Genomic DNA, 11,996 nt, shown 5'->3' on the forward strand with positions numbered 1-11,996 from the left:
GACGGGACCGATCAGCGATGACCAACACCTTTATTCAGCTCCTGCAAGACAAAGACGTGCTGCTGGCCGACGGCGCCACCGGCACCAACCTGTTCAACATGGGCCTGCAATCGGGCGATGCGCCCGAGTTGTGGAACACCGACGAGCCGAAAAAGATCATGGCGCTTTATCAGGGTTCGGTCGATGCGGGCAGTGATCTGTTCCTGACCAACAGCTTTGGCGGCACGGCTGCCCGCCTGAAACTGCACGACGCCCAGGGCCGCGTGCGCGAGCTGAACCGCGCCGCTGCGGAACTGGGTCGCGAGGTCGCCGACAAGGCCGGGCGCAAGATCGCCGTCGCGGGCTCGGTCGGCCCCACCGGTGAAATCATGCAGCCGGTCGGGGAACTGTCGCACGCGCTGGCGGTGGAAATGTTCCACGAACAGGCCGAAGCCCTGAAAGAAGGCGGCGTCGACGTGCTCTGGCTGGAAACCATTTCCGCCCCTGAAGAATTCCGCGCCGCGGCCGAGGCGTTCAAACTCGCGGATATGCCCTGGTGCGGCACCATGAGCTTTGACACCGCCGGGCGTACCATGATGGGCGTCACCTCCGAAGCGCTGGCGCAGCTGGTCGAGGAATTCGACAATCCGCCGCTCGCCTTTGGCGCCAATTGCGGCACCGGCGCCTCAGACATCCTGCGCACCGTGCTCGGCTTTTCGGCGCAGGGCACCGAGCGGCCGATCATCTCCAAAGGCAACGCCGGCATTCCGAAATACGTCGATGGCCACATCCATTATGACGGCACGCCCGAACTGATGGGCGAATACGCGGTGATGGCGCGCGATTGCGGCGCCAAGATCATCGGCGGCTGCTGTGGCACCATGCCCGAGCATCTGCGCCACATGCGCGCCGCGCTGGACAGCCGCCCGCGCGGTGACCGCCCCACACTGGAGCAGATCGTCGAAGTGCTTGGCCCCTTCTCCTCGGCCAGCGATGGCACCGGTGAAGATGCCGCTGCTGCCGGTGAGCGCCGCACCCGCCGGGGTCGCCGCCGCGGCTAAGCTTCCCTCTCCTTATTCTATGAAACGGCAGTCCAATCCCGGGCTGCCGTTTTTCGTTTCACCGACTGCAACCCTGTTCAGCGGGTTCCGTGCCCCGCAAGCGCCTAAAGCCCATCCGCCACCATGGCTCGAACCTTCACTGCCTCTTCGAAATGATCCAGCTGGTGCGTCTCGATCCACCAGGTAGCCGCCTCCATCAGCAGAGCGGGATCATCATTGCGATTGGCGAAAAAGGCATAAAAGGACAGGCCGACACCGGCCCCCTTCTGAGCAATTTTACGGTCGCAGACCGTCAGGATCTTCTGACGCAGCACGGCGCGCATAGCTCACTCCCATTCCCAAATTCCAGTGCCCAGACCGGCCCGGTCAAAACAGCGCCAGCTGATCCCCGGCCTGCTCCGGGCGCGCAAAGAGATCGCAGCGCTGCGGTTCAGACCTCTCGGTCAGGCCCAGACGCTTGCAGGCGGCGCGAAACCGGCGCCCGATCATTCCAGCATATTCACCAGTGCCCCGCATCCGCTCACCCCAGCGCGGATCATATTCCCGCCCGCCATGCATCTCCCGCAGGCGGGCCATAACCTTGGCCGCCCGGCCCGGCGCGTGCAAGGACAGCCACTCCTGCCAGAGTTCGGACACTTCGCGCGGCAGGCGCAGCATGATCCAGCTGGCAGCATCGGCGCCCGCCTCGGCCCCGGCAGCAAGCAGCGCCTCGATCTCGTGATCGGTTAATCCCGGCACGATGGGCGACGTCATGACCCGCACCGGGATCCCCGCCTCCGACAGGCGGCGGATCGTGGCCAGCCGCCGGGCCGGTGATGGCGCCCGTGGCTCCATCCGGCGGGATAGGTCCGGATCCAGCGTCGTGACCGAAATGCCAACCCGTACCAGCCCAAGCGCGGCCATTTCTGACAGAATGTCGATATCCCGCTCGACCAGCGCTCCCTTGGTGACGATGGCCACGGGGTGCCGGAAATCCCGCAGCACCTTCAGGCAGCTGCGGGTGATCTCCAGATCCCGCTCACAGGGTTGGTAGGGATCGGTGTTGGTGCCGATGGCGATCGGCGCCACCTTGTATCGCTTCGCGCAGAGCTCTTTGCGCAGCAGCTCGGCGGCATTGGGCCGCGCGATCAGCTGGGTTTCGAAATCCAGCCCCGGTGACAGGCCCAGATAGGCATGCGTGGGCCGCGCAAAACAATAGATACAGCCATGTTCGCAGCCCCGATACGGATTGATAGAGCGATCGAAGGGAAGATCCGGCGAGCGGTTGTAGCTGATGATGGATTTCGCCGTTTCCTGCCGGATTTCGGTGGGAATCACCTCCGGCGGTGCCTCTTGCTCCCAGCCGTCATCGACCGCGATTCTCGGCAGATCGAACCGGCCTGTCGCATTGCTGACACTGGCGCGCCCTTTGCGGCGCATGTGGGGTTGGTCGCTTTCGATACTCATGCGCCAAGGATGACAGAGCGATAAGAACAAATAAAGAACAAACAAGCAAACGCGAAGATTTCCTTGCGAAATCTTCATTATCATTCGGCATCTTTTCCGCCTATAGGTCGGTTCGGATAAAGGCAGTGTCGCAAATAATGCAGTTTCGCTGCGTCATTCTGGCCCATTAGTCGGTGAATAAGGCCAAGCCGGGGATACCCCGCCAGTCAAGGAACAAGCCCATGTCGGAAGAAGAAGACGAAATCATCCTGGCGGAACTGGATGACGAGGAACTCGTTCAGCAGATGTTCGACGACCTCTACGATGGAATGAAAGAAGAGATCGAAGAAGGTGTGAATATCCTTCTGGAACGCGGCTGGGCGCCCTACAAGATCCTGACCGAAGCGCTGGTCGGCGGCATGACCATCGTCGGCGCCGACTTCCGCGATGGCATCCTGTTCGTGCCCGAAGTGCTGCTGGCCGCAAACGCGATGAAGGGCGGCATGTCCATCCTGAAGCCGCTGCTGGCAGAAACCGGCGCGCCGCGCATGGGGTCGATGGTGATCGGAACGGTAAAGGGCGACATCCACGACATCGGCAAGAACCTTGTGTCGATGATGATGGAAGGCGCAGGCTTTGAAGTGGTGGATCTGGGCATCAACAACCCGGTTGAAAACTACCTGGAAGCTCTGGAAGAGCACCAGCCCGACATCCTCGGCATGTCGGCTCTGCTGACCACCACCATGCCCTATATGAAAGTGGTCATCGACACGATGGTCGAACAGGGCAAGCGGGACGATTACATCGTTCTGGTTGGCGGCGCCCCGCTGAACGAAGAGTTCGGCAAGGCCATCGGCGCAGACGCCTATTGCCGCGATGCGGCTGTTGCGGTGGAAACCGCCAAGGACTTCGTCGCGCGCAAGCACAACCAGATGAGCGCCTGATTTGGCACGCAAAGGACGCGCAGCCCGCCTGAATGAGCGGGCTGCCTTCCGCCCCCCAACCGGGCGCAGTCTCGATACCGCCTCCCTCGCGGAACAGGGGCTGGCTGCACCGGAGAAAAAGACCGGGCGCATCCTGCTGATCGGATGTGGCGCCCTGGCCCGGGAAATCCTTGATATCAAGGAAAAGAACGGTCTGGATCACATGGATCTGACCTGCCTGCCCGCGAAACTGCATATCTATCCCGACAAGATCACCGAAGCCGTCGAGGAGGCGGTGCTGAAACACCAGCAGGTCTACGACCAGATCTATGTGGTCTATGCCGATTGCGGCACTGGCGGTACGCTCGAAAAGCGCTGCGCGGAACTGGGCGTGGAACTGGTGCCCGGCCCGCATTGCTATGCCTTTTTCGAGGGAAACGAAGCCTTTGCTCAAAAGGCTGACGAGGGCGAAATCACCGCCTTTTACCTCACCGATTTTCTGGTCAAACAGTTCGATGCTTTTGTCTGGCGTCCCATGGGTCTGGATAAGCACCCCGAGCTGCGCGACATGGTGTTCGGCAATTATACCAAGCTGGTCTATCAGTCCCAGATCAGCGATCCCGCGCTGGTGGACAAGGCCCGCGCCTGCGCAGATCGCATGGGGCTGGAATTCGAGCACCGCCACACGGGCTATGGCGATCTGGAAACCGCGATCCGGCGCTGGGGCGCTAGGGACACGCAGGACTGACCTACGCGCCCCCAATTTGGTCCCTCTCGCTCAGGCGCTTTGCAACGCACCGAGTTCCGCCACCGCCTTAGCCTCGTAGGCTGCCAGCGCCGAACCATCCAAGGCATCGCCAACCCGTTTTACCCAGGCCTTGATCGCAGGACTGTCCGGCATCAGATGGGGCGCCCATTGAAAGGGTGAAGCCAGAAGGATGTCTGCAATACTAATGTCCTCTCCCAAAAGGAACGGCCGATCCTTCAAGCCCGCCTCCAGTGCGGAGCAAACCTCTGCCATCCCGCGAAAATTCCCGGTGATCGCCGGATGGTCAATGCCGGAGAAGGCGGACACGATGACGGGTTCCATGACGCCGCCATAATAGCTCATCCAGCTTAGGAAGCTCCCACGCATAGGCGTGCCGTTCTTCGGGCTTAGCGGCTGACCGAAGAGTTCATCCAGGTACATCATGATCGCGGCGCTTTCGCGGACCTCTTGCCCGTCATCGGTGATCAGATAGGGCACCTTGCCTTCGGGATGGACATTGCGCGGGTCGTGACGCCCGGTGCCATCACCGCGTGCGACATCTACGATGACGACATCGACAGCCTCCAGCTTGCCGATCAGTATGAGCTGGGCAATCACGCGAGAGGAGCGGCTGTTAGGGGAATGAAAGAGAGTGGGCATATCCATGACCTTCGTGTTGATGGGTTGCTGATGACGCAGCTATGCCGTTACCCTCTTGCCAATTTCTGTCAGGATGCTTCCGGGTATATCTCCCCCATGGCCAAAAGCGACCGACTGTTCCGACTGCTGCACCTGATCCGGGGTCTGCGCCCGCCGGTGACGGCTGCGCGGCTTGCTGCTGCAATGGAGGTATCCGAGCGCACGATCTATCGCGACATCGACAGCCTGCGCGCCGCCGGGGCCCGGATCGAAGGCGAGGCAGGCCTGGGCTATACGATGACCGAGGACCCTGCCCTGCCACCGCAGACCTTTAGCCAGATCGAACTGGAGGCCCTGATGCTGGGGATGGCGGATGTGAACCAGCGGGGCGATGCGGATCTGGCACAGGCGGCAAATGATGCATTGGTCAAGATTCTGGCCACCCTACCCGAACGCCAGCAGCGGCAGGCGATGCATGCGGTCAATCTGGTACACCGGTTCAATGCGCCGCCGCAGCCGACGATCGACATGACCCTTCTGCGCGAGGCGATGTGGGCCGAGGAGGCGCTGGATATCGGTTATCGCGATCTGCAGGACGCGCGCACGCAGCGGCGGATCTATCCTCTGGCCCTGTCGTACAATGATCGCAATGTGATGCTGCTCGCCTGGTGTTGCAAACGGCGGGATTTCCGCTTCTTTCACGTCACCCGCATCGAAGGCTATGAGCAAACCGGCGAAAGTTTTCGCCCGCGCCGGGTTGCCCTGCTCAGGGAGTTTATCGAACAGCTAAAGGCGCGCTGTGAACCATCCCAGACAGAGTCCCTTTCATAGGCGCAGATCAGGGGCGGATCAGGACGCGGCGGCGGCGGTCTCGCGGATCCGCTCGATCATGGCGCGCAGACCGTTGGAGCGCTGCGCCGAAAGGTGATCGTTCAGCCCCAAGCGGCCCAGTTCAGCCTTGGCATCCACCGCCAGAACCTCGGCCAGCGTCAACCCGTTATAAAGCGACCGCAGAACCGAAATCAGACCACGCACGATCATCGCGTCGCTGTCGCCGTCAAAATGGAACCGACCGTCTTCGATCACCGGGTGCAGCCAGACCTGACTGGCGCAGCCTTCGACCTTGGTTGCGGGGACCTTCAGCGCATCGTCCAGCGGGGTCATTTCCTTGCCCTGATCGATGACATGGCGATAGCGGTCTTCCCAGTCTTCCAGGAATTCGAAGTCCTCGACGATCTCTTCAAATGCGGCGCTGGCCATGAAAGGACAATCCCCTGTTGGTTACGGTGCGAGCAGATCAGCAGTTATGCGGCTGGCCCGGTCTTTTCAACCGCTTTTCAACGCAGCAGCAATCGGGTAACCACAATCAGGGAGAACTCAAACGGGCAGGACATCATGCGCAAACCCCTTTCACTACTCTTGGCCAGTGCAATTGTTCTGGCGGGCTGCGGCGGTTGGCGTGACTCCCGCATCAACCCGAGCAACTGGTTCGGCAGCTCCCGTGTGGCTGAGGCCCCGGTAGACGGCGATGTGAACCCGCTGATCCCCGAAAAGGTCGGCAATGGCCTGCTTGACAAACCCGAGGCCGAGGACCGCAGCGTTCTGATCGCCGAGGTCAGTGAATTGCGCATTGAAAAGACCCCCACCGGCGCCATCGTCTATGCCACTGGTGTTGCCTCGCGGCTGGGCGCCTTTGATGTCGAGATGCGCCCGGTGCCGAATGACGATCCTGCCGTTCTCGAATATGATTTCCGGGTGGTCTATCCCGAAGACGCCACCGCCGTGGGCAGTGCCTTCAGCCGCACCCTGCGCGCTGCGGTCAGCCTCGGAAGGCAGGATCTGGCGGGCATTCGCACGATCCGCGTCAACGGATCCGGCAACGCCCGCGAAAGCCGCCGTCGCTGATCTGGCGCCGTACGCGAACAGGCTGCTGCCCTTTGTACCCGCTTGGACCCTGACGACCAGCAAAGGTTCGTCAGGGCAATGTGAGAGATTTTCGCAGGAACGGGTGCCGCTTAGAGGGAAACAACCTTCACGGATTGCCCCTGCGCCGCCAGCGCGATTTCCCCGTCACACAGACGCAGCGCATCGGCGCCAAAGACTTCGCGGCGCCAGCCCGTCAGGGCCGCCACATCGCGCTGCCCGGCGGCGATAGCATCCAGATCAGCGCTAGGCGCGATCAGCTTGGCTGCGACGCCTGAACTTTCGGTCTTTGCCTTCAGCAGTACCCGCAACAGGTCCGCAAGCGCGGGATTGACCTGCAGTTTTTCACGGCTGCGGTCGGGCTTGGGCTGTTTTTCCGGCGGGCAGTTCACACCGCGGCCAACTGCCTCCAAAATACCTTCGGCGATGGCGCCCTTGCGGGCCTCGCGCAGCAGCAGGCGCGAGCCCCCCAGATCCGATCCGGTGCGCGGTTTGGTCGAGGCCAGCTCGACCAGTGCGTCGTCCTTGAACACACGGTTGCGCGGCACGTTGTTGCGCTGTGCGTAATCTTCGCGGAAGGCCGCCAGTTCGCGCACCACGGCCAGGAATTTACCCGAGGTGGTGCGGGTCTTGATCCGGCGCCAGGCCTCTTGCGGGCGAATGTCATAAGTGGCTGGGTCGGTCAGAACCTGCAGTTCCTCGGCCACCCAATGGCTGCGACCGCTGCGGTCCAGCTCAGCGGCGAGGTATTCATAGATCCGGCGAAGGTGGGTCACATCCGCCAACGCATAGGTTTTCTGCGCATCACTCAGTGGGCGGCGCGACCAGTCGGTAAACCGCGAGGTCTTGTCGAGCCCCTGTTTCACGATCTTGCGCACCAGAGTTTCATAGCCCACCTGTTCGCCAAATCCGCAGACCATGGCGGCCACCTGCGTGTCGAACAGCGGTTTTGGGAAAACGCCCGCATCGACCCAGAAAATCTCCAGATCCTGCCGCGCGGCATGGAACACCTTCACCACGCTTTCATCGCGGAACAGCGTGTAAAGCGGCTCCAGAGACAGACCGTCGGCCAGCGGATCGACCAGCACCGCGTCCTTTTCACCGTCGCCGGAAAACGCCAGCTGGATCAGGCACAACTTGGAATAATAGGTTCGCTCGCGCAGGAACTCGGTATCCACCGTCACATAATCATGCTTGGCAGCCTCCTGACAGAAGGCAGTCAACTCTTCGGTGGTGGTGAGTGTTTTCATCGGTCGCGGCTTTTCTTTATATTTCATGCGTATCACCCGGTGATACGCCCTTGGTTCCTGCATTGCAAACGGCGCGGGAAAGATCAGTCGATCAGAACCGGTGTTCGGTCCCCGGCTGCGTAACGACGCAGCACTGCCGGATACAGCAGGTGTTCCTTGACCAGAACTCGCTGGGCCAGATCCTCGGGCGTGTCCCCCGGTAGGATCGGAACCCGCGCCTGCCCCAGAACCGGGCCATCATCCAGCGCGGGCGTGACCTCGTGCACGGTGCAGCCGTGTTCCTTGTCACCTGCCTCAAGCGCGCGTGCGTGGGTGTGCAGCCCCTTGTATTTGGGCAGCAGCGACGGGTGAATATTCAGCATCCGGCCCTGAAACTGCGACACGAAGCCAGCGGTCAGAACCCGCATGAACCCGGCAAGGCAGACGATATCAGCGCCGGCCTCCAGAATGGGTTTGACCAGTTCCGCCTCAAACGCCTCGCGGTCGCCCTTGAACGGGCGGTGGTCCACCACGGCGGTCGCAACACCGGCAGCGGCGGCCTTCTTCAGCCCGCCCGCATCGGCATTGTTGGACAGCACCAGACAGGGGCGCGCCGGATGGTCTCCGGTCATGCTTTCCAGCAGCGACACCATATTGGAGCCGCCGCCCGAAATCAGAATGGCAACCTTCTTGTGGCTCACAGCAGCTTGCCCGAGTAACGCATACCCTCGCCCGGGGTCACGGAGCCAAGGCGGCTGACGGTCTCGCCTTCACCTTCCAGAACCTTAGTCAGCGCATCTGCGCGATCGGCAGAGACCGACAGGATCATGCCAATACCGCAGTTGAAGGTCTTCAGCATCTCAGCCTCGGCGATGCCGCCGGTTTCCGCCATCCATTTAAACACCGGCGGCAGCTCCCAGGCGTTCAGATCGATATCGGCGCCCAACCCTTCGGGCAGCACGCGCGGCAGGTTCTCGGTCAGACCGCCGCCGGTGATATGGGCCAGCGCATGCACGCCCCCTGCCCGTACCGCCGCCAGCGATTGTTTCACGTAAAGCCGGGTCGGAGTCAGCAGCGCCTCACCCAGAGTGCCTTCGGCAAAGGGACAATCAGCATCCCAGCCGAGGCCGGAAACCTCGACCAGCTTGCGCACCAGCGAATAGCCGTTGGAATGCACCCCGTCCGAGGCCAGCCCCAACAGGACATCACCCTCTTCCACGCCTTCGGGCAGCGCGGTGCCGCGCTCCATCGCGCCGACGGCAAAACCCGCAAGGTCAAAGTCGCCCTCGGGATACATGCCCGGCATTTCTGCCGTCTCACCACCGATCAGCGCGCAGCCAGAGCGCACGCAGCCCTCGGCGATGCCTTCGATGATGCGGGCAGCGGTTTCTGTTTCCAGCTTGCCGGTGGCGAAATAGTCCAGGAAAAACAAAGGTTCGGCGCCCTGACAGACCAGATCATTGACGCACATGGCAACCAGATCGATGCCGACGCCATCCACAACACCGGTATCAATGGCAATGCGCAGCTTGGTGCCCACGCCATCGGTGGCGCCAACCAGGATCGGATCATTGTACCCGGCGGCTTTCAGATCAAACAGCGCTCCAAAACCGCCCAAACCGCTCATCACGCCAGAGCGATTGGTGCGTTTCGCGGCCGGCTTGATCCGGTCCACCAATGCATTTCCTGCATCAATGTCCACACCTGCATCCGCATAGGTCAAACCGTTCTTGCCGCTGGTCATCGCTTGGCTCCTTTAGAAACGTTGCGCAGCCTTTAACGCAAGGCGCTTCGGAAGGGAACAAGGGAATCTGCCGCGCCGCAAGAGGCAGCACGGCAAACCTGTCAAACTGCGTCTCTCACGCCCGGATTACAGGCCGAATTGCCAAGGTGCCTGATGAAACCGGAAGTCTTCACCTGAACGCTTCACCTTGCCGAGCCCCGGGAAGTCCAAATGCATCCCGAGAACCAGCAGATCATCCGCCGCAGCCCGGTCGAACATCTGCCGCCGTGTCTGCGCGGCCAGCGCCTGATCGACGTCAAAGGGAATGGTCCAGTCCGGCTCGGCGAATTGCAGGGCGGCGCTGTGAACAACATCGCCCCAGAACAACAGCGCCTCGCTGCCCGCATCAAGCATGAACCCGGTATGTCCCGGCGTGTGGCCGGGCAGCGGCACCGCGCTGAGCCCCTTGGCTGCCTCAGCCTCGCCCGTCAGTAGTTTCAGACGGTTTGCGTAGGGTGCGACGCTGCTGCGGGCCATCTGGAAGAAACCGCGGCTTTCATCGGGCACAGCGGCCAGAACTGCCTCATCGTGCCAGTAATCCCACTCCGCCGCAGCCACCGCCAGTTCCGCATTGGCAAAGGCGGCACGGCCATCCGGCGTCAGCAATCCACCGCTATGGTCAGGGTGGATATGGGTCAGCAGCACGGTCGTAATCTGCTCAGGCGTCACACCCGCCGCTGCCAGGGCCGCAGGCAGCGCGCCCAAATCCGGCCCCATCAATTGCGCCGTCCCGGTATCGATCAGGGTATATTCACCGCCCTGCTTCACCAGATAGCCATTGACCGGGATTTCCAGACCTTTCGCATTTTCGCGATAAAGCGAGCCTGCCAGCGCCGCCTCTGCCTTGGCGGCGTCATAGCCGGTGAAAAACTCCGGCTTGATCGTCAGATGCCCATCCAGCAGCGCGGTGATCCGCGCATCGCCCAGTGTGAACTGATGTAGCACTGGCGTCGGCCCCTGCGGCGCCGCAGCAGCAGGAGTGATCAATGCAGGTGCAGCAGCAGCCGCTGGGATGATCGCAGCGGCTTTCAAAAGGGTTCTTCGGGTGATAGTCATAAGACACTCCAATATCTGATCAGCGGAATTTCCCCGCACCCTGCAGATAAGACGCATATATCTTGGGTATCAGTCACAGAAGTCAGATATCCATTATAAGCACTGCTAATAGGCACATCATGGACAGGCTTTCACTTCTGGAAACATTCGTCGTGGCACTGGATGAAGGCAGCCTGAACCGCGCAGCGCAGCGCCGGGGTATGACCCAATCCGCCGTCAGCCAGCAGATCAAGCAACTGGAGAGCCTGCTGGGCCAGCAACTGCTGCACCGCAGTGCTCGCGGGGTGCAGGCCACCCGCGCCGGTGATCTGGTCTTTACCCACGCCCAGGGACTGCTGGGTGGCTATGACCGGCTAACAGCCGAGCTGGACAGCCTGGACGCCAGCGTCTCCGGCACCTTTCGCATCAGCACCAGCACCTTCCTTGGCCGCAGCGTGGTCGGACCGCTTCTGCTGGAGCTGGACCGGCAATACCCCGATCTAGACATCGTCATGCGGCTGGAGGACCGGCTGGTCGATGTGGTGCGCGAGAATTACGATCTTGCCATCCGAAGCGGCAAGCTGGGCAGCACCGATGGCGTGGGCCGCAAGATCGCGGAGTTGGAAACCGTGCTTTTTGCTTCACCAGCCTATCTTGATGCCGTGGAGCGACCGCAGCAGCCCGAAGACTTGATAAGGCTTAAGTTCATCCAGTTGCACGAAGACCAGACCGAAGGTTTCTTTCCGCTGCACCGTGATGGCGAGGAAGTCCTGGCGCCGATCCGGGTTGGTTTCACGGCAGACGATCCCGAACTCATCATTCAGGCGGTGACCAACGGCTCTGGTTACACCCGCGCCCCACGACCTTTCGTCGAGGACCAGCTGCGCGATGGCACCTTCGAACAGGTGCTGCCGGAGTACAACGCCCCGGACAAGGACGTCTTTGCGGTCTTCCCCTCGCGCCACAGTATCGACCGACGGCGGGAACTGGTGATCGATGGAGTGACAGAGCGCCTGACCCAGATACACCGCCGAGCGGCGCAGCCGAGACCCGCGACAATCACCGCTTGACCTTACCCGCGCCATTTCCTAACCACTTGCTTACGGCGGGCCTGTAGCTCAACGGTTAGAGCAGAGCGCTCATAACGCTTTGGTTGCAGGTTCGAATCCTGCCGGGCCTACCACACCACCAATGACTTCCCTCAAAGCCGCCGTCCCCCTGCGCATCAATCCGCTTTCTTGCGGCGCAGCA

14 protein-coding genes and 1 tRNA gene are annotated in these 11,996 nt (G+C 61.7%); 7 read left to right on the top strand and 8 right to left on the bottom strand.

Features of this window, described 5'->3' with window-relative positions:
* Positions 1-17: 17 nt before the first annotated feature.
* The gene (bmt, locus tag AC5SSZ_RS08080) at positions 18-1,040 is read left to right on the top strand and encodes a betaine--homocysteine S-methyltransferase (protein WP_065273380.1); all 1,023 of its coding nucleotides are present in this window, start codon (positions 18-20) and stop codon (positions 1,038-1,040) included.
* 104 nt (positions 1,041-1,144) lie between these two features.
* Here bmt and AC5SSZ_RS08085 read toward each other — a convergent pair whose 3' ends face one another.
* Complete coding sequence (locus tag AC5SSZ_RS08085) at positions 1,145-1,363, bottom strand: DUF6500 family protein (protein WP_495437807.1); 219 nt, start codon at positions 1,361-1,363, stop codon at positions 1,145-1,147.
* A gap of 43 nt (positions 1,364-1,406) precedes the next feature.
* Entirely contained in the window at positions 1,407-2,486 is a 1,080-nt protein-coding gene (locus AC5SSZ_RS08090) for a PA0069 family radical SAM protein (protein ID WP_495437808.1), read from the bottom strand.
* Positions 2,487-2,707: 221 nt separating this feature from the next.
* Between AC5SSZ_RS08090 and AC5SSZ_RS08095 the strand changes: the two genes are divergently transcribed.
* A complete protein-coding gene (locus tag AC5SSZ_RS08095; RefSeq protein WP_065273377.1) occupies positions 2,708-3,409 on the top strand; it encodes a corrinoid protein in 702 nt (233 codons plus the stop codon).
* Between the two features lies 1 nt (position 3,410).
* Positions 3,411-4,136: a DUF1638 domain-containing protein gene (locus AC5SSZ_RS08100; RefSeq protein WP_347509869.1), complete on the top strand. Its 726-nt coding sequence runs from the start codon at positions 3,411-3,413 to the stop codon at positions 4,134-4,136.
* A 30-nt stretch (positions 4,137-4,166) separates the two neighbouring features.
* Here AC5SSZ_RS08100 and AC5SSZ_RS08105 read toward each other — a convergent pair whose 3' ends face one another.
* The gene (locus AC5SSZ_RS08105) at positions 4,167-4,796 is read right to left on the bottom strand and encodes a glutathione S-transferase family protein (RefSeq protein ID WP_495437809.1); all 630 of its coding nucleotides are present in this window, start codon (positions 4,794-4,796) and stop codon (positions 4,167-4,169) included.
* Positions 4,797-4,892: 96 nt separating this feature from the next.
* Here AC5SSZ_RS08105 and AC5SSZ_RS08110 point away from each other — a divergent pair, with 96 nt between their 5' ends.
* A complete protein-coding gene (locus AC5SSZ_RS08110) occupies positions 4,893-5,606 on the top strand; it encodes a helix-turn-helix transcriptional regulator (RefSeq protein WP_495437810.1) in 714 nt (237 codons plus the stop codon).
* An 18-nt stretch (positions 5,607-5,624) separates the two neighbouring features.
* Here the strand turns inward: AC5SSZ_RS08110 and AC5SSZ_RS08115 are convergent, their stop codons facing one another.
* Positions 5,625-6,035 carry a SufE family protein gene (locus AC5SSZ_RS08115; protein WP_274827959.1) on the bottom strand — a complete coding sequence of 137 codons (411 nt, stop codon included), beginning with the start codon at positions 6,033-6,035 and terminating at the stop codon, positions 5,625-5,627.
* A gap of 135 nt (positions 6,036-6,170) precedes the next feature.
* Here AC5SSZ_RS08115 and AC5SSZ_RS08120 point away from each other — a divergent pair, with 135 nt between their 5' ends.
* On the top strand, positions 6,171-6,680 hold the full coding sequence (locus AC5SSZ_RS08120; RefSeq protein ID WP_065273373.1) for a hypothetical protein: 510 nt from the start codon (positions 6,171-6,173) through the stop codon (positions 6,678-6,680).
* A 110-nt stretch (positions 6,681-6,790) separates the two neighbouring features.
* On the opposite strand, the gene rnd is transcribed toward AC5SSZ_RS08120, so the two are convergent.
* The 4 genes from rnd to AC5SSZ_RS08140 all read right to left on the bottom strand — a co-directional run bounded on the left by rnd (position 6,791) and on the right by AC5SSZ_RS08140 (position 10,766).
* Positions 6,791-7,948, bottom strand: a complete 1,158-nt coding sequence (rnd, locus tag AC5SSZ_RS08125; RefSeq protein WP_495438327.1) for a ribonuclease D — start codon at positions 7,946-7,948, stop codon at positions 6,791-6,793.
* A gap of 83 nt (positions 7,949-8,031) precedes the next feature.
* A complete protein-coding gene (purN, locus tag AC5SSZ_RS08130) occupies positions 8,032-8,628 on the bottom strand; it encodes a phosphoribosylglycinamide formyltransferase (protein WP_065273372.1) in 597 nt (198 codons plus the stop codon).
* Complete coding sequence (gene purM, locus AC5SSZ_RS08135; protein WP_274827955.1) at positions 8,625-9,671, bottom strand: phosphoribosylformylglycinamidine cyclo-ligase; 1,047 nt, start codon at positions 9,669-9,671, stop codon at positions 8,625-8,627. The genes purN and purM overlap by 4 nt, the downstream gene beginning before the upstream one ends.
* A 126-nt stretch (positions 9,672-9,797) precedes the next feature.
* The gene (locus AC5SSZ_RS08140) at positions 9,798-10,766 is read right to left on the bottom strand and encodes an MBL fold metallo-hydrolase (RefSeq protein WP_495437811.1); all 969 of its coding nucleotides are present in this window, start codon (positions 10,764-10,766) and stop codon (positions 9,798-9,800) included.
* Positions 10,767-10,885: 119 nt separating this feature from the next.
* Here AC5SSZ_RS08140 and AC5SSZ_RS08145 point away from each other — a divergent pair, with 119 nt between their 5' ends.
* Together AC5SSZ_RS08145 and AC5SSZ_RS08150 are read left to right on the top strand one after the other, a co-directional pair.
* Positions 10,886-11,815 (top strand): LysR family transcriptional regulator, encoded by a 930-nt coding sequence (locus tag AC5SSZ_RS08145; protein WP_495437812.1) that lies wholly within the window; start codon positions 10,886-10,888, stop codon positions 11,813-11,815.
* A gap of 37 nt (positions 11,816-11,852) precedes the next feature.
* Positions 11,853-11,928: transfer RNA gene (locus AC5SSZ_RS08150), tRNA-Ile, on the top strand.
* Positions 11,929-11,996 lie beyond the last annotated feature (68 nt).

The organism is Phaeobacter sp. CC-HEC084 (genome assembly GCF_059429255.1).